The organism is Aeromonas caviae (assembly GCF_000819785.1).
GTDB classification, from domain to species: Bacteria; Pseudomonadota; Gammaproteobacteria; order Enterobacterales; family Aeromonadaceae; genus Aeromonas; species Aeromonas caviae.
The window spans coordinates 1-23376 of record NZ_CDBK01000067.1; the positions used below are offsets into that span (position 1 = coordinate 1).

Genomic DNA, 23376 nt, shown 5'->3' on the forward strand with positions numbered 1-23376 from the left:
TCGAGCGGGGTTTTTTATTGGCGCTGTCCCAATTATGTGTTGGAAGGCTAATCTGGAAGTAGGTCATCACCGCGAGGACCTTCATCATGGATACGCCAGCCTTCCAACACCTGTTGTCCCTCTTTCCATTACTTACTCTGCGTCAGCGCCGTGTCGCTCAGCATGAGCTCGCCGCTCCACACCCGATTACGTCCCTCCATGCCCAGTTACCCACATGCTGCGGCTGTCCCCACTGCCAGGCGGATGCCACCCAGCTGGCCCCCTGGGGCTGGAGCCGTGGGCTGCGTCGTTACCGTTGTAAGCAGTGTCGGCGAACCAGCTCCCTCCTCACCAAGACGCCTTTGGCCAGATTACGTAAGGCTGAGCATTGGGAGGACTACGCCCAGGCTCTCATCGACGGGCTCACTGTCCGCCAGGCCGCCGTCCGCTGCGGTGTTTGCAAGAACACCGCCTTCTTGTGGCGTCACCGCTTCCTGAAGGCGATGGCAAACCACCAGGCAACACGGGAAGAAGGCATTGTGGAAGTGGATGAAACCTTCTTCCTCGAATCGTTCAAGGGGCAGCGAGGGTTGCCTCGTCCGGCAAGACATCGTGGCGGGAAAGGGCGTACCCGGGGGACCGGGCGGGATTACATCCCGGTGATGGTGGTGCAGGACAGGGCGGGCCATCAAGCCGACTTTCAGCTGGAAAGGCTGGATGCGCAGACGGTGAAAGCGGTGTTGCAGCCACTCATCGCGCCCGATGCAGTGCTCTGCAGTGATGGTGCAGGGGTGTATGCCAGTTTCAGCCAAGCGTGGGGCATAACACATCAGGTGGTGTACAACCGTCGAGGTGAGCGAGTCATTGGGGCATACCACATCCAGCATGTGAACGGATATCACCGGCGGTTGAAGGAGTGGATGGAAAGATTCCATGGAGTCGCAACCCACTACCTGAGGAATTATCTGGGCTGGCGCAGGATGCTGGAACGTTACGGCAGGGAGGTAAATACCAAGATGTGTTTGCATGAGGCGCTAGGGCACCCGATGCAACACGTAATTGGGACATAGCCTTTTTATTTCCTGTAATTTATTTATTAGATAATAAGTCTGGCTAATGCACAAAATCCAGTTTATTACATCGATAAACATTGCTATTCAGCCAGTATCACTGCCTTTCAAACGGCTCAATCTCTCTTTCTCACCAGGTTGAGCGTCAAGTATCTCCGGCTCAAACGCTATTCCCTTCCTTGATAATCACTATCGCCGGAAACGGGAGTGACAAGTACTTCAGGATCCATAGACTGTTTCTTTCATGTACAAGGAGCTGTGTATGTTGGGGATCCACGATCTGGCGCTGTTTATCGTTTCTGGCCTGTTGTTGAACATGATGCCTGGGCCTGACTCCCTGCTCATCATGCTGCGCAGCGGCTCCCAGGGATGGCGTGCAGGGTCCATGGCGGCATTGGGTATCGGGACAGGTACCATGGTGCATGTGTTGGCGGCAGCGCTGGGACTGTCTGCCCTGTTGAGTGCCTCTGCCGAGCTGTTTGCCGTCATCAAGCTGATGGGGGCGCTCTATCTGGTCTATCTCGGCGTGTCCATGCTCTGGCAGAGGAGTGGCACTTCAACGTCTGTGGATGGGGCTGTGGCGCTGCCTGCGCTCTCTTATGGGCGCATCTTTCGGCAGGGGTTGCTCACCAATGTCCTCAACCCCAAGGTGGCCCTGTTCTTCCTCGCCTTTGTACCCCAGTTCATCGCGCCAGATGCGCCGCAAAAAGCACTGGCATTCATCGTGCTGGGCTGCATCTTCAATTTCAACGGCATGATCTGGTGCCATCTGCTGGCGTTTTCCACCGCGTTTGCAAGCCGCAAGGTGCGACTACCCGCCCGGGTGGCCACCTGGCTGAATCGTGTGATGGGGGGGCTGTTCGTGGGGCTTGGTATCAAGCTGGCGGTGGAGTGAGCAGGTAAACACCGGGCATAGAAAAAGGCGTATCCCATCGCTGGGATACGCCTTCGTCTGCACTGCAGCAGAATGACCGGGATCAGTTCATGCCGTAACGCTTGAGTTTCTTGCGCAGGGTGCCGCGGTTGATGCCCATCATCACGGCGGCGCGAGTCTGGTTGCCACGGGTGTACTGCATGATCACGTCCAGCATGGGAGCTTCGACTTCGGAGAGAACCATATCGTACAGATCAATCACTTCCTGACCGTTCAACTGGGCCAGGTAGTTACGCAGGGCCTGTTGCACAGAGTCACGCAGGGGGCGTTGGGTCGGCTCGGCAGCGTGATTGTGAGTAGTTGTTACCAATGCATCAGAAGTCAGGGTTTGTTCGAACATATTCGGTCGGCTCTTTAGTTATGCGTTAACCTAATCCATCGAAATACGCTTCGAGTGCCTCGAGTTGTGCGTCTGCACAATCCAGGGCATTGAAGTGCTTACGGAATTCTCGGCCCGCCTCTTCTTCATCCAGATACCAGCCCACGTGTTTACGGGCAATGCGCGCTCCCAGATAGGCACCGTAAAACTGGTGCAGATTGGTGACATGCTCGTTCATCAGGGTGCGAACCTCTTCCCTGTCGGGAGGCGGCAGCTTGGTGCCCGTTTCAAGAAAATGGCGGATTTCCCGGAAAATCCAGGGTCGTCCTTGCGCAGCACGGCCGATCATCACGGCGTCGACACCGGTATAGTCGAGGACATACCGGGCTTTCTCCGGGCTATCGATGTCGCCATTGGCGACAACAGGAATCGATACGGCCTGCTTAATCGCCCTGATAGTGTCGTACTCCGCTTCGCCCTTGTAGAGGCAGGCACGGGTACGACCATGCACGGCAAGGGCCGCGATACCGCAATCTTCGGCGATTCGGGCGATCTCCTCGCCATTGCGGTTATCCGGATCCCATCCTGTGCGGATCTTCAAGGTGACAGGTACTTCCACCGCATCCACCACGGCCCGGCAGATGGATCTGACCAGGTCTGGCTGACGCAGCAGGGCGGAACCTGCCAGCTTCTTATTCACTTTTTTTGCCGGACATCCCATGTTGATGTCGACGATCTGAGCGCCCTGCTCCACGTTGTAGCGGGCAGCAAACGCCATCATCTCGGGGTCGGCACCGGCAATCTGGACCGATCGCAAGCCGCCTTCAGCAGAGTGATCCATTCTCATCCGGGTTTTCTGGGTATCCCAGACATCCGGGTTGGCCAGCAGCATCTCGGAAACGGCCATACCGGCTCCCAAACGTAAACAAAGTTCACGAAATGGTCGGTCTGTTACACCGGCCATGGGGGCCACGATCAGGGGAGTTTCAAGCGTGTGGGGACCTATCTGCATTCCACGGTTACCATCGGCTTAGGGCGGCGTATATTACGCATTTTTTAGTCAGGAGAAAAGGTTAGTATTTGAGCGTCAGCCATTTTTTTCTGAAAAAAACGTCGCGCCAAGGCTTGCAAATTCAGGAGTGCTTGAAAATCGGACATATTGTCTGTGACCATGGTCAGGAGGGCGCGAGTGAGGGGGATGGTGATTTGTGAGTCTCCCTCTCAAGCCGGTTTAGGCTATGATAGCGGGCCTGAATTGAGCAAAGACTCTACACAATTTTATTACAAACGGATCGGGGATGTATGACGGCAAAGTTCATCAAATCGCTCTGCCCATGCCTGCTGGGTGTCGTGCTGGGGTCGGCCCAGGCGCAGACGGTCAGCTTTACCGAGGCCTGGAGCCGGGTCATCCAGCAGGATGACGGCTTGGCGGCAGAGCAGGCCGGGGTGGAGCGGGCCCAGCAACTGCGGGAGGCGGCCAAGGCCATGTACCTGCCCAAGGTGGATGTGGGGGCCAGCTATACCCATCTCGATCAGCCGATGGAGCTGGACATGCTGGATCTCAACCCCATCGCCAATCATCCGGAATTCGGCAAGGTGCTGGGGCCCGTGATGCAGGCGCTCAACCTCAGCCCGAGCGATTTTGTCACCCCCCTCACCAAGCAGAACGTGGTGACCAGTTCGGTCAAGATGCTATGGCCGCTCTTTACCGGCGGGCGCATCGATGCGGCCCAGGATATTCGTCAGGCCCAGGTGAGCGAGGCTGAGCAGTTGCTGGTGCTCAAACAGCAGTCGACCTTCGAGAGCCTCTCCCAGACCTACTTCGGGGTGGTGCTGGCGGCGCAGGTGGTGCAGACCAAGCAGGAGATCGAGCAGGGACTGGCACACCATCTGGATCATGCCAAGAAGCTCGAAGCCCAGGGGCAGATCGCCAAGGTGGAGCGCCTGTCGGCCCAGTCTGCCTATGACAGGGCACGCATCGATACCCAGAAGGCCAGGCGCAGCCTGGAGATCGCCCAGCTGGCGCTCGGCCACATGCTCAAGCTCAAGCAGGCTGAGCCCAATACCGCCCTCTTCATCAACGAAGGGATGCCAGCCTTGTCTCCCTTCGTGGAGGAGACCCTGTCGGTGCATCCCGGTCTCAAGCTGTTGACGGCCAAGAAGGAGCAGGCCCAGGGGATGATCAAGCTGGAGAAGGGCAAGTACGCCCCCGAGCTCTTCCTGTTCGGCAACTACAACCTCTATGAAGATGATTCCATTGTCTCCAAGACCACACCGGACTGGCTGGTTGGTGTCGGGGTCAGCATGCCGCTGGTGAGTCGTGATGGCCGCTCCGAGACAGTCCAGGCAGCCAAGAGCGCCGAACTCCAGGTCAACCTGCTGCAAGCCAAGACCCGCCAGGATCTGGAGCTGCTGGTCGAGAAGACCTGGCGCGAGGCTGCCCAGGGACTGGAGGAGTATCACTCTCTCTCCTCGACCCAGGCGCTGGCCGAGGAGAACGTGCGGTTGCGTGACAAGGCATTCGGTCAGGGGCTCTCCACTTCCCTCGATGTGGTCGATGCCCAGACCCAGCTTGCCGGGGTCAAGACCCAGCGCGCCGCCGCCGCCTATCAATACGTGATCTCTCTGGCCCGCCTGTTGGCACTCTCCGGTCAGATGAACAGTTTCAACCAGTATCAGCATGGCCAGGCGATCGAGGTGAACTCATGATCGCGCGCTCTTCCACTCCGTTATTCATGTCCGTTTCGACCGTCAAGGGTCGCCCGTTTGCCGAGGTGAATTCATGAGTCATCCCCCCATCAAGAAGAAGATGAGCCAGGGCAAGCCCTGGCTGCTGCCACTGGCGCTGGTATTGCTTGTGCTCTGGCTGGGCTGGCGCTTCTGGCTGGCCTATCAGCCGGAGCCGGTGCGTCTGCAGGGGCAGATAGAGGCGCAGCAGTATTCGGTCTCTTCCAAGGTGGCGGGCCGCATCGACGAGGTGCTGGTGAAGAAGGGGGATCAACTGGCCAGGGGCCAACTGGCGTTCACTCTGGCGAGCCCGGAGATCGAGGCCAAGCTGAGTCAGGCCAAGGCCGGGCAGGCCGCGGCGGGTGCCATGGCCGAAGAGGCCGAGAAGGGGGCGCGAGTGCAGCAGATCGCGGCCGCCAAGGATCAGTGGCAACAGGCCAAGGCGGCTGCCCTGCTTCATGGCAAAACCTACGAGCGCATTGCCAGCCTGCATCGGGATGGCGTGATGTCGCTGCAAAAGCGTGACGAGGCCTGGACGGCCTGGCAGGCGGCGAAGTACAGCGAGGGCATGGCCTGGCAGCAATACCAGATGGCGCTGGAAGGGGCGCGGGAAGAGACCAAGATAGCGGCCCGCGAGCAGGCCAAGATGGCGGCTGGCGGAGTGGCGGAAGTGGAAGCCTATCTGGCCGATACCCGCATCGCCAGCCCACACGAGGGGGAAGTTGCCCAGGTGCTGTTGCGTAGCGGCGAGCTGGCTCCCCAGGGCTTCCCCGTGGTGACCTTGCTCGACATGAAGGATGCCTGGGCCCAGTTCCATGTCCGTGAGGACCTCTTGCCAAGGTTCCCGGTCGGTACCGAGTTTGATGCCCGTATTCCCGGCCTGGGGGATCAGCTGGTGCGCTTCAAGGTGACCCATGTGGCCGTGATGGGGGATTTCGCCACCTGGCGTGCCACCGACACCCGCCAGGGGTTCGACATGAAAAGCTTCCAGGTGGAAGCGCGCCCCTTGCAGCCGGTTGACGGGCTGCGGGTCGGCATGAGCGTGCTGGTCGAGCTCTGATGGGACGCGAATGGCGGTTGCTCTGGCAGGACCCGTTCGGCCGGGCGCTGGCGAGCTGGGTCCCCTTGCTGCTGATAGGGATCCTGTGCTGGATCTTTTCAGCCGGCCTGGCGCGGGATCTCAAGGTCGGTCTGGTGGATCTGGATCGCAGCACCCTCTCCCGTCAACTGGCGTTCTCTCTCGATGGCTCCGCCGGGCTCAAGGTCGCCCAGCAGTTTGATTCCATCGACGCAGGGGCCAGGGCACTGCGAGGGGGGGACATCTATGCCCTGGTGGTGATCCCCCATCACCTGGAGCGGGCTGCCCGCGAGGGGACCCAACCCAGGGTGACCGTGTTCAACAATGGCCAGTTCATCCTGATTGCCAAGCTGGTCAACTCCGCACTGGCCCAGGTGGTCGGGACGCTCAATGGCCAGGTGGGCGTGCTCTCGGCCATGGCCGACGGCAAGACGCTGCCCGGTGCCCTGGGACAATCCGTACCCATTGCGAGCCAGGTTACCGCGCTCTACAACATCAATTCCAGCTACGCCCAGTTTCTGCTGAGCGCCCTGCTGCCTGCGGTGTGGCAGATCCTGGTGGTGCTCTATGGCCTGAACGCCCTGGCCCGCACCGATCGCCTCGGGTTGGACTGGACCACCAGAGGGGTCTGGTTCGGCCTCTGGCGTACCCTGCTGCCCCATGTGCTCATCGGCTGGGGGTGGGGTCTGGCGTGGAGTCTGCTGCTGTTCAAGGGGCTTGGGTACCCCATGCAAGGCAGTTGGCTGGTGCTGACGGCGGGGCTAGGACTGGCGTCAGCCGCTTGCGTCACCATGGGGGCTTTCTTCTACGCCATCATCCGGGATCCGGCGCGGGCGCTCTCTCTGGCCGGCGCCTACACGGCGCCGGGATTTGCCTTCATGGGGGTCACCTTTCCGGTCAGCGCCATGGGTGATGTGGCCCAGTTCTGGCGCAGCCTGCTGCCCATCTCCCACTATGTGGAGCTGCAGATCGGGCAAACCAACTACGGTCAACCGTTGACGGCGGCCCTGCCCCAGCTCGGGGCTCTGCTGCTGTTTCTGCTACCCCTGTTGCTGGTGGTACACCGCTACCGGACGCCGTCGGGCGCGGCCCTGCCCCATGAGGAGTCCAGGCCATGATGGGATTCTGGGATCTGGTGCGCCTTGAGCTGCGCACCCTCTTGGCGGATCGCGCCATCATGCTGACCCTGTTTGGCGGCGTCTTCTTCTACTCCTTCCTCTACCCCCAGCCCTACCTGCACCAATTGCCCAGGGAAGAGCCCGTGGTGGTGGTCAACGAGGATGGCAGCCAGCTTTCCCGCCAGCTGGAGTTTATGGCCGATGCCACGGCGCAGGTCAAACTGGTGGCCCGTGCCGGTTCGCTCGACGAGGCCCGCCAGATGATGCTGACCGGCAAGGCGAGCGGCATCTTGCACATTCCCCGCCACTTCTATCGGGATCTGATGCTGGGCAGGAGCGTGACCCTGGGTTATGCCGGGGATGCCTCCTACTTCCTGGTCTATGGCACCATTGCCGAAGGGCTGGCCCAGGCGGGGGGCACGCTCGCCGCCCAGGTGAAGGTGGCCAGGCTGCTGAGCCAGGGCGAGGCGCTGCCCCAGGCCGCCATGGGCTGGAACGCGGTGGCCCTCAATGTGCTGCCGGTATTCAACCCCACCATGGGCTATGTGAACTACGTGGTGCCTGCGGTATTCGTGCTGATCCTGCATCAGGTGTTGCTGATGGGGACCGGCATCCTGGGGGCGACCCAGAACCAGCGCAGCCGCCGTGGCGAGTCAGGCTACTGGCAACATGCCCCCGTGCCGGCCTTGTTGCTGGCCCGCACCCTGGTGGTGGGGGTTCTTTTCGTCCTTCCGGTGACCTACTTCTTCGGCTTCTGCTTCGATCACTACGGTATTGCCCGCACCGCTGTACCCGGCGAACTCTGGCTCTTTACTCTGCCGTTCCTGCTGGCCACCACCTGGCTCGGGATCGTGCTCGGCGCCCTGTTCACCCGCCGTGATCTGCCGACCCAGGTAGTGCTTGTCTCCTCTTTGCCGCTGGTCTTCCTGGCCGGCTTTATCTGGCCCATTGAGCTCATCCCGGCTCCCCTCAACTGGCTGGCCCAGTGGGCCCCGAGCACGCCGGCCATCGAGGGATTCCTGCGCCTCAATCAGATGGGGGCCGACTTTGCCCAGGTCTCCCGCTACTGGTGGCAGTTGTGGGGACTGGCGCTGCTGTATGGCGCTCTGGCGTGCTGGTTGCTCCGCTGGCGTCAACCGTGCCCTGCAACGGGGCCGGATGATGGGGCGACAGCGTCTTCCACCGACTAGGCCCCTTGCAACAACACGGTCAGCCACTGGGCTGACCGTGTTGCCATTCACAGGGATCATGGCTGACTCAGACCCGGATCGCCGATGGCATAGATCTGGCCGCACGCCTCCTGGTCGGTGAGCAGTTGCAAACCCCGTATCGCCACATCCTGGCGCCTGACCAGGCCATGCCTCTCTTGCCCCTGGCTCAGGATGGCCTGACCCGTGGGCTCCCCATCCTGCAACCCTGCGGGGCGTAAAATGGTCCACTCAAGGGTGCTGGTCTGCAGCCAGCTTTCCGCCAGGCTCTTGAGGCGTACCTCGTGTCCGAAGGCGGCGCGAGCCCGCTCGGGCAGGTATTGCCAGCTGTCGCCACAACCGAGGGAGGTGACAAGCAGCAGGCGGCTGAGCCCGACGCGCTCCATCTCGTCGATCACATGGCGGTTGCCCTGATAATCCACCGGTGCACTCTGGCGAAAGCTGCCGAGGGTGGAGACTACCCGGGCATCCCTGTCCGCCAAGCGGCAAGCCTGGGCCACGGCCTGGGGGGCCAGGGCATCCCCGATGACGACCTCGACTCCCAGGGTATGCAGCTCGCTGGCCATGTCGGCATGGCGCACCAGGGCAACGACCCTGTGGCCCAGTTGCAGTGCGTGGTCGGTGAAGGCGCGGCCCAGTCCGCGACTGGCACCGAAGATGAGTGTGGTTGGCATGACAGGCCCTCTCGAACAAAAGAGCAAGCCTAGAGCCTGGATGGCTCTCTGTAAATGAGAGTGGTTTTTATTTGTGAGGTGCAGGGGATATGAAGGGCCGGACATCAGGGACGCCGGCCCGACGGGATCAACCGTTGTAATGGCCGATGCTGGGACGGCGGCTGGGTCCGCTCAGGTGGATGTCCACCGGATTGAACGCCTTGATCGCCTCATAGCTGAAATCACCGATGGCCTGATGCAGGCTCTGGGGGCTGTGGTTGGTGATGATGATGACGCTTTTGGACAGGTTGCGACGACGGCGCAGCAGGTGGCCGAGGAAGCTGGACTGACTCTCCGCCATCTTGGCGCGGTTGGCTGCCACCTCGTCGATGATCAGCAGGTCCACCTCTTCCAGGGCGCGGCGGTACTGGTTGCGCTCCTCCTGATCCTGGATGACGTTGAAGAAGAGCCTGTCCACGATGGAGGCCCACTGCTGGAAGATCACCGCCTTCTGGTGGCGCGCGATCAACTCGTGGGCCACGGCACCCGCCAGGGTGGATTTGCCGGTGCCGTAATCGCCGTAGATCAGCATGCAGCCCCCGCCGCTCTTCTCCCAGTGCTCGAAACCGCTGATGAAGTAGCGGGCTGTCTCGATGGGGTATTGCAGGGCCGGGTCACCGGAATCCATCTTGTCGAAGATCCAGTCCGGATTGAGGTCGGCCTGGGCGATCAGCTTCTGGATCCGCTCCTGGCGGGCGGCCTTCTGCAACTCGCGCACTTCGGCATTGGCCTTGGCGTCGTACTCCTTGCGCAGGGTCTCGTAGTCGTACTGGCTGCCGCCGGTTGCGGCCCGCAGTCGGAGAATACGTTGCTGCAGGCTGCTGACGTGACGCTTGAGCTCGGGATCATGAGCCCGTTGCTCCTGTCTCGCCTTGGCGATTTTCTGGCGTTTGGCCTCGATCTCTTCCAGTGCCTGGCGCATCGGGTCGTGCGGATCTGTCATGGAATTCTCCTTCTGCTAGGGCTGTGGCTGGATGGGCAGGGGGTCAATAGTGCACTTCGTGGCCGCCTGGTATCAATCATTCTCCGGCTCCTGAGCTTGTGCCAGCCGTTTGGCCTCATCGATCATCTCTTGCGCCCGGCGGCTCGGGCCAGCCTCTACCGGGGCTGGCGCGACCTGCTGGTACCCGGTGACCACGGTCGCCGGGCGACGGGCGTAGCGCCGACTCTTGAGGGCCCGAATAAATTTCAACATCCACTGGTGCTGGGAGTCGAACACCTCGGGGCGGCCGAGCCAGTAGGCGATGAACTCCCCGAGATCCTCTTCGCTGTAGCTGGCATCGATCACCCCGCACAGGCGTGCGAGAGCAGGCAGTTCTTCGTCCGGACGCCACTGCAGGTGCATCTGGAACGGGCGTGCCGGCAGGGGGCTGCGCACCCGCTGGCTCAGCAACGGCAACTGGAAAGGGCACTGGTGGTAGTGCTCACTGTCAGCCTGGGCCTCGACCTGAAGCAGTTCGGCCTCCATCAGCTCGTCGAGCAGTTCGGTCAGCTGGCGAGCGTTGACCTGATAGCTGAAACCACCGGGATTGCCCGGATCGACGACAGCCAGTGCCCGGCCAAGCTCGGGATAGTTGAGTCGGGCCAGCCGATTTTCCAGCACCAAGCGGCGCAGTTGCAGGGTATAGAGGCTGCGGGCCGGATGGGAGAGTCTGGGATGGGCGAGGGCGCTGTATTCGGCTGGCGTCATGGTCTGCTTCACGATCTGGAGTGGAGGGCATTATCCCTCATGGCGGTGCCTCATACAATTCATGGTGCCGACCTGCGAGATAACGGCTGCCGGGCGACGGTTGCCGACCATCTCTGCGCAAGGGGGCGATCAAAATAGTCGGACCATTTCAAACGCTTGGCAGATACCAAGGCCAGCCCGGCTCGCTGCTCGACAATATTGTGTGGCGGTATCCAGCGCCCATGATCTAGTCTTAATGCTCAAATAACCATTTGACTAATAAGAGCTTTGTCAAGATGTCAAAAGCCGGACTACGGATCTTGGTGGTAGAAGACGAAGCGGTTTTTCGCCACTCACTGGTATCTTATCTCGAGCACGACGGGGCCTGCGTCTTTCAGGCAGAAGACGGGATTGAGGGGCTCTCTGCCGCAGCGCTCTATCACCCCGATGTGGTGTTGTGTGATCTGAACATGCCGAACATGGATGGCCATGAGGTGATTGCCTGCCTCACCGCCCGCTATCCACAGGTGCCCGTCATCGTCATCTCCGGTCAGGATCAGATGGCTGCGATCGAGCGTGCGCTGCGGGCGGGGGCCAGGGACTTCTTCATCAAACCGGTGAATGACTATGAGCAGATCCGCCGCAGCATCGAGCAATGCCTGACAAACCTCGGGCATCAGAGCCAGCAACTGGAGCTGATGGAGCACATCGACTTTTTCCGTGGCCACGATCTGGCGAGCAGCCGGCTGCTCGCCTGGCTGGCCCCCCCTGGCATGCAGGAGTGGGGACCCTGGCAGGTCACCTTTGCCGGCATGGGCAATCTCTTCATCCCGGATACCTTCAAACTGGACGACAAGCTGCTGGTACTGGTGATGGAATTGCCCATCCTCGGTGTGGATGCGGCCTTCTGTGGTGCCTTGGTGCGATCCCTGATGAACGGCCCCTATCGCCAATACCAGCAACAGGAGAGCCTGCTGTTGACCCAGCCACACCGATTGCTGGATTACCTCAATCTGCAACTGCTGGAGTCGGGCCTGCGTCACTCCTTTGCCATGGCGGCCCTGCTGTTCGATCAGGAAGATGGGCTGCTTTTTGCAAATGCCGGGCTCACCTCACCTCACTGGTTGATGCGTGCAGGGGGGTTGCCGCTCGGCTTGATGCGCAGCAGTCGCTACACGTTGCACAGGCGAAGCTGGCACGAGCCCTTTGATCTGCAGTTTCGCAGTGACAGCGGCAGCGCCCTGACGATGCAGGTTCGTCACCACTGACGCAGTGAAGTGAACCCATGCAAACAGGGCGCCCATGGGCGCCCTGTTTGGTCTCTGCTGTCCTGACCGGTCAAACGGTCGCGGACTGCAGTTTCTGCTCTTGTTCTTCGGGCTCTTTGGCCGGGCCTTCGGCACCGTGCATCCAGTAGACCAGGCGGTTGGCCATGGTCAGCAGGATGAGGGCGCTGATCACGGCGGCCAGTGCGATGCCACCGAAGATGGCCATGGCACCGGACTCGCCGACGAAGGAGCCGATGAAGCCGGCGGCATAGTTGGCCAGGGCCACGAAACCGAACCAGGCACCCATCATCAGGGAGGCCAGGCGCAGCGGAGCCAGCTTGGTCACCATGGAGAGACCGATGGGAGAGAGGCAGAGCTCGCCCAGGGTATGGAACAGGTAGGCACCGACCAGCCAGAACATGGAGGTCTTGACAGCCTGATCACCACCTTGCTCCAGCACGGCACCGATCATGAACAGGAAGCCGACGGCCAGGAACAGCAGGCCCATGGCGAATTTCACCGGGGAGTTCGGCTCTTTCTTGCCGAGCTTGATCCAGATGGCGGCCACGACAGGGGCCAGGGTGATGATGAAGAAGGGGTTCAGGGACTGGAACCAGGCTGTCGGCACTTCGAAGCTGCCGATCATGCGGTCGGTATACTCCTGGGCATACAGGTTCATCAGACCACCGGCCTGCTCGAAGCCGGCCCAGAAGATGATGGTGAACAGGCCCAGTACCAGGATCACCTTGATGCGATCCACTTCCTGTTTGGTCAGGGGCGCTTTTTGCTCCTTGGAGCGTTGCAGGGCGGCACGCTGGGCGGCGGGCACACGGCCGATGTCGCCAAGGAAACGCTGGGCCATGGTGGCCTGCACGACCAGAGAGAGCAGCATGCCGATACCGGCGCTGACGAAGGCGGCTTGCCAGCCATAGGCGGTGGCGGCGGCGCCGCAGATCACGCCGGCCAGCAGGGAGCCCAGGTTGATGCCCATGTAGAAGATGGTGAAGGCGCCGTCACGACGGTGATCCCCTTCTTTATACAGGTCGCCCACCATGGTGGAGATGTTCGGTTTGAACAGGCCGTTGCCCACGATCAGCAAGCCAAGGCCGGCATAGAAGACGGTGTTGACCATGTCAGGGAACATGGCGTGAGGCAGTGCCAGAGTAAACTGGCCAGCGGCCATCAGCACGGCACCGAACAGGATGGCACGGCGCTGGCCCAGGAAGGTATCGGCGAGCCAGCCGCCGATGATGGGGGTGATGTAGACCAGACCGGTATAGATGCCGTACAGCTTGAGGGCGTCGGCCTGGGTCCAGCCCATGCCACCGTTGGCGGTCAGGTCGGTCAGATAGAGGACGAGCACGGCACGCATGCCGTAATAGGAGAATCTCTCCCACAGTTCGGTACTAAAGAGCAAAAAAAGCCCTTTAGGGTGACCTAAAAAGGTCCCTTTGGACGGGTTATTCATTGGAACTTCCACCTGTGTCTTATATTTTTTTAGAAATTTTATGCAAGGGCTAGGAACAAGCCTTAATCCTTATAGAACAAGCGACTTTAAATTACAATATTATGATTTAGCGATATTTTATCTATCAATGGTTGAATATTTGTTTATAAAATGAAAAAGGGCATCGAATGATGCCCAGTTTTTTATTCTGCTTATCTTGTAAATATTCAGAGATTACAGCTCTTTGGCAAACTGCTTCAGCCAGCTGGTGAATTCTTTGCTAAGTTCCCGATGGCGCACGGCGTATTCCACATTGGCCTTCATGTAACCGAGCTTGCTGCCGCAATCGTGGCTGCGTCCCTTCATGAAGTAGGCATTGACCTGCTCCTTTTCCATCAGCATGGCGATGGCATCGGTCAGCTGGATCTCGTCGCCGGCGCCGGCCGGGGTTTTTTCCAGCAAGGGCCAGATATTGGCCGAGAGCACATAGCGACCGACCACGGCCAGGTTGGACGGGGCTTCATCCCGGGGCGGCTTCTCGACGATGGCCTGCATCGGCAGGGACATGCCTTCGCTCAGGGCCTCCCCCTTGATGTCGGCGATGCCGTATTTGTCCACTTCGCTCTCGGGGACGGCTTCCACCATGATCTGGCTGATCTGCTCCTCTTCGAACAGATGCACCATCTCCGCCAGGTTGTCCTGCTTCAGATCGCTGGCCACCTCGTCGATGAGCACATCCGGCAGCAGCACGGCGAAGGGTTGATCCCCGATGAGGGGACGGGCACACAGTACTGCATGACCCAGGCCTTTTGCTTCCCCTTGACGCACGTGCATGATGGTGACGTCTTTGGGACAGATGTGCTGAACCTCTTCCAGCAGTTGGCGCTTGACCCGCTTCTCCAGGGTCGCCTCCAGCTCGAAGCTCTTGTCGAAGTGGTTCTCGATGGAGTTCTTGCTTGAATGGGTCACCAGGACTATCTCCTTGATGCCAGCGGCGATGGCTTCGCGCACCACATACTGGATCAGCGGCTTGTCGACCACGGGCAGCATCTCCTTGGGGATGGCCTTGGTGGCGGGCAGCATGCGGGTACCCAGACCGGCAACGGGGAGAACGGCCTTGCGAACAACGAGCGGTGTCTTTTTCATGGAGTGAGTCCGAAGATACAAAGTGGGCTCATGATACCCGAAGAAAAATAGGGCAGCCACAGGCTGCCCTTGGGGTGGCAGGGATTCAAACCGGTTACTTGACGATAATCATGTCCCGGTTTGCTTCCAGCGTGGCAGGTCCGATGCCACTGACGTCCGCCAGTTGATCGACGGAGGTGAACTTGCCCTGCTTCTCCCTGTGGTCGATGATGGCCTGTGCCTTCTTCTCGCCAATGCCCTTCAGGGCGGTGAGCTCGCCGGCACTGGCGGTATTGAGATTGATCTTGCCGCTCTCCTTGACTTGGGTGGTGGCCACAGGCTTGGTCGCCGCCTTGTCGGCGGCCAGCAGAGGTTGGCTCAACAGGGGGAGGCAGCCCAGCAGCAGTGCGGCGATCAGGGTCTTCTTGTTCATGTTTCACATCCTTATGAATCTGCCTTAGTGGCATATTTATCATTAGCTGTGTTGCGCCACTTTTTGTCTGTCAGTTTTGACACTGTATAAGTCAGTGCAAACGGCTATAAGCCGAAGATACTCACTCGGTTACACTGACCAACCCTTTGAGCGAGAACTCTTTTCCATGTATCTACCCGCCATTTCCGAACTGGAGCCCATCGCCCGCGCCGCCGGTGAGGCCATCATGTCCATCTACAGCCAGCCCTTTGCGGTGGAGTACAAGCAGGACGAGAGCCCGCTGACGGCGGCGGACAAGGGGGCCCATGAGGTGATCGTTCAGGCGCTGGCGCGTCTTACTCCCGATATCCCGGTGTTGTCGGAAGAGTCCTCCCCCGAGGTGATGGCTGCGCGACTCGGCTGGTCCCGCTACTGGCTGGTGGATCCTTTGGATGGCACCAAGGAGTTTGTCTCCCGCAACGGCGAGTTCACGGTGAATATCGCCCTGATTGAACAGGGGACCCCGCGCTGGGGGCTGGTCTATGCCCCGGTACTGGACAAGCTCTGGTATGGGGGCAAGGGGATTGGCGCCTGGCGTGTGGCCGATGGCAGGCACGAGACCATCCAGACCCGCCCTCATGACGCTGGGCAAGTGTGGCGCGTGGTGGGCAGTCGCAATCACCTGTCGCAGGAAACCCTCGAGTATCTGGCCCGTTTTGGCGAACTGGAGCGGGGCGAGATCGAGCTGCTCTCCATGGGCAGCTCTCTCAAGTTTTGCATCATTGCCGAGGGGGAGGCCGAGCTTTACCCGCGGCTCGCGCCGACCTGCGAGTGGGATACGGGGGCTGCTCAGGCGGTACTGGAAGGGGCGGGGGGCAGCGTCACCCGGCTCGATGGTTCGCCGCTTTGCTACAACAAGCCCGATATCCTCAATCCCTGGTTTGTGGCCAGGGCATGAGTCACCATCGGATGCGAAAAGGCCGGACAGTGTCCGGCCTTTTTCTTGTCAGCCTCGATGGGCTCAGAAGACTTTCTTGAACGGTTTGATGGTCACCCTGGCGTAGACCCCTGCCGCAACATAGGGGTCCGCATCGGCCCAGGCCTGGGCGTCGGCCTGGCTGGCAAAGTCGGCGATGACGGTGCTGCCGGTGAAGCCCGCATCGGCCGGATCCTCGGCATCGATGGCCGGGTTCGGGCCGGCCGTCAGCAGTCGGCCCTCATCCTGCAAGGCTTGCAGGCGGGCCAGGTGGGCAGGGCGTGCCAGCTTGCGCTGGGGCAGGCTGCCCGCGACATCTTCGGAGTAGATCAGATACCACATGGAACAATCCCTTTCTGGTTGCGGTTATTTTTTCTGTTCTGCGTTCTGCTCGGCCGGCATGTGGCGATAGAGATAGACGCCGCTGAGCAGGGTGAAGACCAGGGTCATGCCCAGCAGGCCGAACACCTTGAAGTTGACCCACATCTCCTGGGAGAGGTTGAAGGCCACGTAGAGGTTGAGCAGACCGCACAGGGTGAAGAAGCCGACCCAGCCGAGATTGACGTTGTCCCAGACCCGGTCGGGGGCTTGGAGCTCCTTGGCCAGCATCTGTTTGATGAGGTTCTTGCCAAAGCCATAGCGGCCGATGAGCAGGGCGAGGGCAAAGAGCATGTTGATGACGGTCACCTTCCACTTGATGAAGGCATCGTCGTGGAAGAAGACGGTGAGGCCGCCGAAGAAACCGACCAGCACGAAGGTGAACAACTGCATCTTCTCGACCCGGCGATAGCGAAGCCAGCTGTACAGGAGTTGCAGGCCGGTGACGACCACCAGGGCGCCAGTGGCGGTGTAGATGTCGTAAAACTTGTAGACCGCGAAGAAGACGATCAGGGGGATGAACTCGATAAACTGCTTCATGCTGGGCTCTAACCTCAAAATTTCACTCAGTGTACCTGCCCGTCAGACAACGGCAAATGAATAAGACCGTCCATTCCGCAGGCAGTTCCTTCCCGGGGCGGCGGGTTACTCGAACAACTGGCTGGCAATCTGGTTGCCAAGGCGCACCTGATCGTCCAGCAATGCGCGTATGTCTGCTTCCTCGATGAGAGGGTTGAGCAGGACGGCGCGCAGCAGCGTGAGCGGTTGCTCGCCATAGCGGGAGACTGCGCGCTGGGTGCGTGAGACGAAGCTGTGTCCTTCGGCGCGCTGGGCTTTTTGCAGGGCGACGTTGAAGAGATTGATCTGTTCGTTGGCCGCCACATCGGGCACCTGACCTTGCAGGTGGGGCGGAATGCACCGGTAGGAGAGCAGGTTCATGACAGGTGCCGACATCAGCTCGAAGGCGGGGCTGGCATCGATGAGCGCGGCCATTCGCCGCGCCCTGTCGTAGTTGGCGTCGATGAGTTGGGCATAACCCTGCTGTCCCAGCATCTGGAAGGCGGCATCCAGATAGAGCGCGTTGGCGGGACGGGTCCCCTCCAGAGTGAAGCGCCCCTGATCGAAGGAGGTGGCGCGGATGGCGTAGGGAGCCTCGCGCTTCACCGTCATCATCAGGTCCGGTTGGCGGCAGAGCAGCATGCCGGTACCGAGCGGGACCAGCAACTGCTTGTGACCGTCAAGGGTGACGGTATCGGCGTGCTCTATCCCCGTAAGCAATCCCTGATAGCGGGGCGAGAAGAGGGTCGGACCACCCCAGGCCGCGTCCACGTGGAAGTGGATTTGCTCGCGCCGGGCGATGGCGGCCAGTTCCGGCAGCGGGTCGACGGAGCCAAAATCCGTGCTGCCGGCCACGCCGACCAGCGCCAGCACCTTGAGCTTCTGCTCCCTGCATTGTTGAAGGGCCTGTTCCAGTGCCGCCAGACTGAGCCGGTTGTGCTCGTCGGTGTCGAGACGCCAGACGCTGCGACCCCCGAGCCCCAGCAGATCCATCCCCTTGTCGAAGGAGTAGTGCATCAGCCGCGAGCCCAGAATGACGGCGCCGCGATAGCCCTGCTCGGCGAGGGCGAACAGGTTGTCGCCACAGGCCCGGTTGCGGGCCAGCCAGAGAGCGGTGACGTTGGCGATGGTACCGCCACTGGTCATGACGCCGAGGGCTGCATCCTTGGCATGCATATGGGCTGCATAGAAGGCGTCGTCCTGGCGGTAGACCAGACGGTGCAGCTTGGCCAGCACTTCCCGCTCCAGAAAGCTCAGCAAACGGGAGGACTCCATCTTCATCGGGTTCTGATTGAGCATCACCAAGAGCCGGGAGAGCTCGGCGGTGAAGGCCGGCAGCGGTGCCGTCATGTGTCCCATGTAGCGGGGAGAGGTGAGGTGCGATGCCCCGGGTACCAGGGTGGCGAGCCGTGCCAGATAGTCCCGGGGAGAGATGCCGGTGGCGGGCATGCACGACTGATCGAGCTGGTGGGTGAAGTTGCCCCGCTGATAGGGGGCCTGACTGTCGTCGGAATGATGGAAATGCTCCAGCAGGGCCGTCATGGCCTTGCCGAAATCAGGATCCGGTTGTGTAAACAGTTCAGTGAGCTTCATCGGGTTCTCCAGACCAGATTGTCGGGCAGACGCGGCCATCCGCATGGGCGGCGTCGGCGGCAGAGCATACACCAAAGGGGCGGGGGGAACAGCCATCTCTGGCCCTCCCTCTCCTCGCCCCTTTATTTTCAGCTAACACTTGTAGCCTGAAACGTCGGCCGCTAGAGTGGGCCGGTAATGGGTTGGAGGTAATGATGGATGTGACGGGGTACTCCCCACGGGAAGAGTGGGCGAATCGCCTCAGCCATGGGCTGGGGCTGCTGCTGGGCGGACTGGGACTGGTCTTGCTGCTGCACAAGGGGTGGGATCAGGGGCCCAGGGTACTGCTGAGCTACGGCGTCTACGGTGCCAGCCTGGTATTGCTCTATCTCGCCTCGACGCTCTACCACAGCGTGAGCTCGGTGGCGGCCAGACGCTGGAGCAAGCTGTTCGATCACTGCGCCATCTATCTGCTGATCGCCGGCACTTATACCCCCTTCCTGCTGGTGGCGCTCGATACGCCGCTGGCGCAAGGACTGATGGTGGTGATCTGGGGGCTGGCCCTGGCGGGGGTCGTGTTCAAGCTGATCTTCATCAATCGCTTCAAGAAGGTGTCGCTATTTACCTATCTGATGCTGGGCTGGTTGTCGCTGGTGGTCATCTACCAGCTCTATCTGCATCTGGATGGTACCGGGCTCCTGCTGCTGGGGCTGGGTGGTCTCATCTACAGCCTGGGAGTGATCTTCTATGTGGCCAAGCGCATTCCCTACAACCACGCCATCTGGCACCTGTTTGTGCTGGGTGGCAGTCTGTGCCACTTCATGGCCATTTATGGCTATATCTGATGGCTAACCCTTAATTGGTATTTTTGTGCTCATGAAAGCCTGAATTCGTGCGGCACCCCACAGTTGCCCCCTTCGTTTGCTGACAAGCTAGTGCCAGTTCAGTTTGGAAAGGATGCAAACGATGAGTGAGATCGCGCTTTCCATCAGCATGCTGTCGCTGGTGGCAGTGCTGGGGCTCTGGCTGGGAAACTGGCGGGTCTATGGCGTGGGTTTGGGTATCGGCGGGGTGCTGTTCGGCGGCATCATAGTGGGCCACTTCGCCGGCTTGTCCGGCTTGAAGCTGGATGAGCAAACACTTCATTTTATTCAGGAGTTCGGCCTGATCCTGTTCGTCTACACCATAGGCATCCAGGTCGGTCCCGGCTTCTTCTCCTCCTTGCGCAGTTCGGGCCTCAAGCTCAATGGCTTCGCGGCCCTGCTGGTTCTGCTCGGCTGCCTGGTGGCGGCAGCGTTGCACCAGCTGTTCGATGTACCGCTGCCGGTGATCCTCGGGGTCTTTTCCGGGGCCGTGACCAATACCCCGTCCCTGGGGGCTGGTCAGCAGATCCTGGCGGAGCTCGGGGCGGATCCTGGATCCACCGGCCTGATGGGGATGGGCTATGCGGTGGCCTACCCGTTCGGGATCTGCGGCATCCTGCTCACCATGTGGCTCATCCGGATGTTCTTCCACATCAAGATCGAGGAGGAGGCGGTCGCTTTCGAGCAGCAGGCTGGCAAGACCAAGGAGAGTCTGCAAACCATCAACATTGCCGTGCGCAATCCCAATATGCATGGCCTGATGCTCCGCGAGATCCCGAGTCTGGACGAGGCGGACGTCATCTGCTCCCGCCTCAAGCGTGGCGACGAACTGATGGTGCCAAAGCCCGACTCGCGCATCGAACTTGGCGACCTGCTGCACCTGGTGGGGGAGCGCCATGCCCTGCACAAGGTGCTGCTGGTGCTTGGAGAGGAGGTAGACACCTCCCTCTCCACCCGCGGGACCGATCTGCGGGTCGAGCGGGTGGTGGTCACCAATGAGCAGGTGCTCGGCAAGCGGATCCGCGATCTCGACATCAAGCAGAAATACGATGTGGTCATCTCGCGCCTGAATCGGGCCGGCATCGAGCTGGTGCCGACCAGTCAGACCAGTCTGCAGTTCGGTGACATCCTGAACCTGGTGGGGCGGCTCGATGCCATCGAGGCGGTCACCAGCGTGGTGGGCAACGTGCAGCAGAAACTGCAGCAGGTGCAGATGCTGCCCGTCTTCATCGGCATCGGGTTGGGGGTATTGCTCGGATCCATTCCCTTCTACCTGCCGGGATTCCCGGCGGCGCTCAAGCTGGGGCTGGCAGGGGGACCGCTGGTGGTGGCGCTCATCCTGTCTCGTATCGGCAGCATCGGCAAGCTCTACTGGTTCATGCCGCCGAGCGCCAACCTGGCGCTGCGGGAAATAGGCATAGTGCTCTTCCTGGCGGTGGTGGGGTTCAAGTCCGGGGCCGGCTTCATCGACACCCTGATCAACGGCGACGGTCCCGCATGGATGATGTACGGTGTGGCAATCACCCTCATCCCGCTGCTGCTGGTGGGTGTGCTGGCACGCCATTATGGCAAGCTCAACTACCTCACGCTGTGCGGTCTGCTGGCCGGCTCGATGACGGATCCTCCCGCTCTGGCATTTGCCAACGGCATGCACCCCACCAGTGGAGCCAGCGCACTCTCTTACGCGACCGTCTACCCCCTGGTGATGTTCCTGCGGATCATCTCGCCCCAACTGCTGGCCATCCTGCTCTGGGCCGGTGTCTGACACCTCACAAGACGGGAGCCGATGAGGCTCCCGTCTTCGTTTTGTCACAATTGATGCTATTGATTTAATTAATTTTATTCATCTTAGGCGTCCCTTCGCTTTCACCCCGAAACCCGGCTTCATTTCGGTCTGTTCATTCGATTTTTCTCACTGGTTTATGGCCTGATAAACGGGCACATTGGAGGCTGGAGCAATATGCCCTTCGATATTTCAGGAGAAACCATGAGCAATCAGCGCATCGTATTGGATCAGGATGTCGTCGTTACCCACTTGCAAGGCAAAATGTATCTGGTCGCCGCCGACGGGAGCCAGAGACTCGTTGCAGAAGGCGATGTACTGCCCAAGGATGCGGTATTGCTTGCGCCCGAAGGGGCCAGCTTCCAGGGAGGAGAGACCACGTTCACCCTGGGTTCCGGCGAGCGCCCCGAACAGGGTGACGCCGTGCTGGCGAACGCGGGGACACCCGATGACATCGCCGCCTTGCAGCAAGCGATTCTGGACGGAACCGACCCCACCAAGGCATTCGAAGCGTCGGCGGCGGGTGGAGCCCCGGCCGCAGGCAATGCGGGGGGCGTGGCTGGTGCCAGCGGCAACGGCGGTTTCGTCACCATCGATCGTACCGGTGATGCAACCATCTCCAGCGCAGGCTTTGACAGCGCGAACCCGGCTGACGCGGCGCCGCTGGTGGATGCGCAAAGCAGTGAGGATGAGCTGGTCGACCTCACCGCTCCCGTCATCACCGTCTCTGCCCCCGACAACACCAACGATCGGACGCCGACCCTGACCGGTACCACGGATGCCCCCGCTGGCAGCACGGTGACTCTGGTGGTGACCGATGCCAACGGCAATCAGCAGACCCTGACCGCGACGGTACAACCGGATGGCAGCTTCAGCGTGGATGTCACCACACCGCTGGCCGAAGGGGGCTATCAGGTGACGGCTTCCGTGACCGATCCGGCCGGCAACACCGGCACCGCGACCGATGATGGCAGCGTGGACACTACGGCTCCGATCGTGACGGTGAATGCACCGGACAATACCAATGACAACACCCCGACCATCACGGGGACCACGGACGCCGCCCCCGGCAGCACGGTGACCCTGACGGTGACCGATGCCAACGGCAATCAGCAGACCCTGACCGCCACGGTACAACCGGATGGCAGTTACAGTGCGGATGTCGTGACGCCGTTGCCGGATGGGGGCTATGACGTGACTGCCAGCGTGACTGATCCTGCTGGCAATAGAGGCACGTCGAGCGACGATGGTAGCGTGGACACCACGGCGAACATCACGGTGAGCCTGGATGACGTGAACGCGGCCAATGTGGCCAACACGCCCATCAGCGGCACCTCCGATGTCGGCCCGAACCGCACCGTGACCCTGGTGATCAGCGATGCCACTGGTAAGAGCGTGACAGTCACTGCCGTCACCGATGCCGATGGCAACTACCAGACCCGCGCCGATCTGAGCGGGCTGGCGGATGGCAACCTGACCGTGGTGGCCAGCGTTACCGACGCGGCGGGCAACCCGGCCAGCGCCACCGACGACACTACCCTGCTCGACACCACTCCACCGGATGCCAGCATCACCCTGGATGGCAACATCACCCCTGACGATGTGATCAACGCGGCCGAGTCCAAGCAGGACATCGCCGTGACCGGTCGCGTGGGTGGCGACGTGAAAGAGGGCGACACCGTCACCCTGACCGTCAATGGCAAGGCCTTCACCGGTCTGGTCTTGGCCGACAAGACGTTCAGCATCAATGTGCCGGGTAGCGACCTGGTGGCCGATGGGGACAAGGTGATCGACGCCAAGGTCACCACCACCGACGCGGCGGGCAACAGCACCACGGCGACCGATACCGAGGGTTACAGCGTCGACACCCTGGCCCCGAGTGTGGTGGTCCACATCGTTGACGACCAGCTGACCGTGGGCGAGACCAGCGACGTTACCTTCACCTTCAGCGAGCAGGTCAAAGACTTCGAGGTGGGCGACCTGACGGTAGAGGGCGGCACCGTGACCGGGCTGACCACATCCGATGGCGGCAAGACCTGGACCGCGACCTTCACTCCGGATGCGCACTTCACTGGCACCGCCAGCGTGACCGTGAAGGAGAACAGCTACACCGATCTGGCGGGCAACAAGGGGACCGGCGGCAGCGACAGTGCGGCCATCGACACCACCGCGACCGGCG

Annotated in this window: 22 protein-coding genes; 11 read left to right on the plus strand and 11 right to left on the minus strand. The window is 60.9% G+C overall.

Annotation, left to right across the window (positions count from 1 at the left end; genetic code table 11):
* The first annotated feature begins 86 nt into the window (after positions 1 to 86).
* Together BN1120_RS10380 and BN1120_RS10385 are read left to right on the plus strand one after the other, a co-directional pair.
* A complete protein-coding gene (locus BN1120_RS10380; protein WP_042016014.1) occupies positions 87 to 1049 on the plus strand; it encodes an IS1595 family transposase in 963 nt (320 codons plus the stop codon).
* 262 nt (positions 1050 to 1311) lie between these two features.
* On the plus strand, positions 1312 to 1944 hold the full coding sequence (locus BN1120_RS10385) for a LysE family translocator (RefSeq protein WP_042016017.1): 633 nt from the start codon (positions 1312 to 1314) through the stop codon (positions 1942 to 1944).
* An 82-nt stretch (positions 1945 to 2026) separates the two neighbouring features.
* Here the strand turns inward: BN1120_RS10385 and fis are convergent, their stop codons facing one another.
* Positions 2027 to 2323, minus strand: coding sequence for a DNA-binding transcriptional regulator Fis (gene fis, locus BN1120_RS10390; protein WP_005309538.1), 297 nt, complete (start codon positions 2321 to 2323; stop codon positions 2027 to 2029).
* A gap of 25 nt (positions 2324 to 2348) precedes the next feature.
* Positions 2349 to 3314 (minus strand): tRNA dihydrouridine synthase DusB, encoded by a 966-nt coding sequence (dusB, locus tag BN1120_RS10395; RefSeq protein WP_010675552.1) that lies wholly within the window; start codon positions 3312 to 3314, stop codon positions 2349 to 2351.
* A gap of 290 nt (positions 3315 to 3604) precedes the next feature.
* Between dusB and BN1120_RS10400 the strand changes: the two genes are divergently transcribed.
* The 4 genes from BN1120_RS10400 (at position 3605) to BN1120_RS10415 (ending at position 8415) form a co-directional block, all read left to right on the plus strand.
* Positions 3605 to 5011, plus strand: coding sequence for a TolC family protein (locus tag BN1120_RS10400; protein ID WP_010675551.1), 1407 nt, complete (start codon positions 3605 to 3607; stop codon positions 5009 to 5011).
* A 73-nt stretch (positions 5012 to 5084) separates the two neighbouring features.
* The gene (locus tag BN1120_RS10405; protein WP_080767988.1) at positions 5085 to 6089 is read left to right on the plus strand and encodes an HlyD family secretion protein; all 1005 of its coding nucleotides are present in this window, start codon (positions 5085 to 5087) and stop codon (positions 6087 to 6089) included.
* On the plus strand, positions 6089 to 7225 hold the full coding sequence (locus BN1120_RS10410) for an ABC transporter permease (protein ID WP_042016019.1): 1137 nt from the start codon (positions 6089 to 6091) through the stop codon (positions 7223 to 7225). The genes BN1120_RS10405 and BN1120_RS10410 overlap by 1 nt, the downstream gene beginning before the upstream one ends.
* On the plus strand, positions 7222 to 8415 hold the full coding sequence (locus BN1120_RS10415) for an ABC transporter permease (RefSeq protein WP_042016022.1): 1194 nt from the start codon (positions 7222 to 7224) through the stop codon (positions 8413 to 8415). Before BN1120_RS10410 ends, BN1120_RS10415 begins: the two co-directional genes overlap by 4 nt.
* Before the next feature lie 56 nt (positions 8416 to 8471).
* Here the strand turns inward: BN1120_RS10415 and BN1120_RS10420 are convergent, their stop codons facing one another.
* The 3 genes from BN1120_RS10420 to BN1120_RS10430 form a co-directional block, all read right to left on the minus strand.
* Positions 8472 to 9107, minus strand: coding sequence for an SDR family oxidoreductase (locus BN1120_RS10420; RefSeq protein WP_042016023.1), 636 nt, complete (start codon positions 9105 to 9107; stop codon positions 8472 to 8474).
* Positions 9108 to 9234: 127 nt separating this feature from the next.
* A complete protein-coding gene (locus tag BN1120_RS10425) occupies positions 9235 to 10089 on the minus strand; it encodes a DnaA ATPase domain-containing protein (RefSeq protein WP_042016025.1) in 855 nt (284 codons plus the stop codon).
* Between the two features lie 72 nt (positions 10090 to 10161).
* A complete protein-coding gene (locus tag BN1120_RS10430; protein ID WP_039041329.1) occupies positions 10162 to 10836 on the minus strand; it encodes a DnaT-like ssDNA-binding domain-containing protein in 675 nt (224 codons plus the stop codon).
* 275 nt (positions 10837 to 11111) lie between these two features.
* Between BN1120_RS10430 and BN1120_RS10435 the strand changes: the two genes are divergently transcribed.
* Positions 11112 to 12083 (plus strand): response regulator, encoded by a 972-nt coding sequence (locus BN1120_RS10435; RefSeq protein WP_029314797.1) that lies wholly within the window; start codon positions 11112 to 11114, stop codon positions 12081 to 12083.
* Between the two features lie 70 nt (positions 12084 to 12153).
* On the opposite strand, the gene BN1120_RS10440 is transcribed toward BN1120_RS10435, so the two are convergent.
* The 3 genes from BN1120_RS10440 to BN1120_RS10450 all read right to left on the minus strand — a co-directional run bounded on the left by BN1120_RS10440 (position 12154) and on the right by BN1120_RS10450 (position 15088).
* Entirely contained in the window at positions 12154 to 13551 is a 1398-nt protein-coding gene (locus BN1120_RS10440) for a peptide MFS transporter (RefSeq protein WP_041212400.1), read from the minus strand.
* Between the two features lie 213 nt (positions 13552 to 13764).
* Entirely contained in the window at positions 13765 to 14676 is a 912-nt protein-coding gene (gene galU / locus BN1120_RS10445) for a UTP--glucose-1-phosphate uridylyltransferase GalU (protein ID WP_041212401.1), read from the minus strand.
* A gap of 94 nt (positions 14677 to 14770) precedes the next feature.
* Positions 14771 to 15088 (minus strand): ComEA family DNA-binding protein, encoded by a 318-nt coding sequence (locus tag BN1120_RS10450; protein ID WP_041213860.1) that lies wholly within the window; start codon positions 15086 to 15088, stop codon positions 14771 to 14773.
* Positions 15089 to 15254: 166 nt separating this feature from the next.
* Here BN1120_RS10450 and cysQ point away from each other — a divergent pair, with 166 nt between their 5' ends.
* Positions 15255 to 16025, plus strand: coding sequence for a 3'(2'),5'-bisphosphate nucleotidase CysQ (gene cysQ, locus BN1120_RS10455; protein ID WP_042016027.1), 771 nt, complete (start codon positions 15255 to 15257; stop codon positions 16023 to 16025).
* Between the two features lie 63 nt (positions 16026 to 16088).
* Here cysQ and BN1120_RS10460 read toward each other — a convergent pair whose 3' ends face one another.
* The 3 genes from BN1120_RS10460 to BN1120_RS10470 form a co-directional block, all read right to left on the minus strand.
* Positions 16089 to 16385 carry a YciI family protein gene (locus BN1120_RS10460; RefSeq protein WP_010675539.1) on the minus strand — a complete coding sequence of 99 codons (297 nt, stop codon included), beginning with the start codon at positions 16383 to 16385 and terminating at the stop codon, positions 16089 to 16091.
* Positions 16386 to 16409: 24 nt separating this feature from the next.
* Entirely contained in the window at positions 16410 to 16961 is a 552-nt protein-coding gene (locus BN1120_RS10465) for a septation protein A (RefSeq protein WP_039041321.1), read from the minus strand.
* Between the two features lie 105 nt (positions 16962 to 17066).
* Positions 17067 to 18572 (minus strand): aminotransferase class V-fold PLP-dependent enzyme, encoded by a 1506-nt coding sequence (locus tag BN1120_RS10470; protein ID WP_042016032.1) that lies wholly within the window; start codon positions 18570 to 18572, stop codon positions 17067 to 17069.
* Positions 18573 to 18763: 191 nt separating this feature from the next.
* Here BN1120_RS10470 and trhA point away from each other — a divergent pair, with 191 nt between their 5' ends.
* From trhA to BN1120_RS10485, 3 genes are all read left to right on the plus strand, one after another.
* On the plus strand, positions 18764 to 19396 hold the full coding sequence (gene trhA / locus BN1120_RS10475; protein WP_039041319.1) for a PAQR family membrane homeostasis protein TrhA: 633 nt from the start codon (positions 18764 to 18766) through the stop codon (positions 19394 to 19396).
* 121 nt (positions 19397 to 19517) lie between these two features.
* Positions 19518 to 21179, plus strand: coding sequence for a putative transporter (locus BN1120_RS10480; protein WP_010675535.1), 1662 nt, complete (start codon positions 19518 to 19520; stop codon positions 21177 to 21179).
* Between the two features lie 222 nt (positions 21180 to 21401).
* Positions 21402 to 23376: retention module-containing protein (locus BN1120_RS10485; protein ID WP_155397121.1), on the plus strand; the 1975-nt coding region annotated here is incomplete at its 3' end.

Coding starts and splice junctions, on each gene's coding strand:
- BN1120_RS10415 (WP_042016022.1), top strand. CDS start 7,222: ATGATGGGATTCTGGGATCTGGTGCGCCTTGAGCTGCGCACCCTCTTG.
- BN1120_RS10480 (WP_010675535.1), top strand. CDS start 19,518: ATGAGTGAGATCGCGCTTTCCATCAGCATGCTGTCGCTGGTGGCAGTG.
- BN1120_RS10470 (WP_042016032.1), bottom strand. CDS start 18,572: ATGAAGCTCACTGAACTGTTTACACAACCGGATCCTGATTTCGGCAAG.
- BN1120_RS10460 (WP_010675539.1), bottom strand. CDS start 16,385: ATGTGGTATCTGATCTACTCCGAAGATGTCGCGGGCAGCCTGCCCCAG.
- trhA (WP_039041319.1), top strand. CDS start 18,764: ATGATGGATGTGACGGGGTACTCCCCACGGGAAGAGTGGGCGAATCGC.
- BN1120_RS10450 (WP_041213860.1), bottom strand. CDS start 15,088: ATGAACAAGAAGACCCTGATCGCCGCACTGCTGCTGGGCTGCCTCCCC.
- BN1120_RS10380 (WP_042016014.1), top strand. CDS start 87: ATGGATACGCCAGCCTTCCAACACCTGTTGTCCCTCTTTCCATTACTT.
- BN1120_RS10410 (WP_042016019.1), top strand. CDS start 6,089: ATGGGACGCGAATGGCGGTTGCTCTGGCAGGACCCGTTCGGCCGGGCG.
- BN1120_RS10440 (WP_041212400.1), bottom strand. CDS start 13,551: ATGAATAACCCGTCCAAAGGGACCTTTTTAGGTCACCCTAAAGGGCTT.
- BN1120_RS10405 (WP_080767988.1), top strand. CDS start 5,085: ATGAGTCATCCCCCCATCAAGAAGAAGATGAGCCAGGGCAAGCCCTGG.
- BN1120_RS10435 (WP_029314797.1), top strand. CDS start 11,112: ATGTCAAAAGCCGGACTACGGATCTTGGTGGTAGAAGACGAAGCGGTT.
- BN1120_RS10465 (WP_039041321.1), bottom strand. CDS start 16,961: ATGAAGCAGTTTATCGAGTTCATCCCCCTGATCGTCTTCTTCGCGGTC.
- BN1120_RS10430 (WP_039041329.1), bottom strand. CDS start 10,836: ATGACGCCAGCCGAATACAGCGCCCTCGCCCATCCCAGACTCTCCCAT.
- BN1120_RS10400 (WP_010675551.1), top strand. CDS start 3,605: ATGACGGCAAAGTTCATCAAATCGCTCTGCCCATGCCTGCTGGGTGTC.
- cysQ (WP_042016027.1), top strand. CDS start 15,255: ATGTATCTACCCGCCATTTCCGAACTGGAGCCCATCGCCCGCGCCGCC.
- BN1120_RS10425 (WP_042016025.1), bottom strand. CDS start 10,089: ATGACAGATCCGCACGACCCGATGCGCCAGGCACTGGAAGAGATCGAG.
- galU (WP_041212401.1), bottom strand. CDS start 14,676: ATGAAAAAGACACCGCTCGTTGTTCGCAAGGCCGTTCTCCCCGTTGCC.
- BN1120_RS10385 (WP_042016017.1), top strand. CDS start 1,312: ATGTTGGGGATCCACGATCTGGCGCTGTTTATCGTTTCTGGCCTGTTG.
- dusB (WP_010675552.1), bottom strand. CDS start 3,314: ATGCAGATAGGTCCCCACACGCTTGAAACTCCCCTGATCGTGGCCCCC.
- fis (WP_005309538.1), bottom strand. CDS start 2,323: ATGTTCGAACAAACCCTGACTTCTGATGCATTGGTAACAACTACTCAC.
- BN1120_RS10420 (WP_042016023.1), bottom strand. CDS start 9,107: ATGCCAACCACACTCATCTTCGGTGCCAGTCGCGGACTGGGCCGCGCC.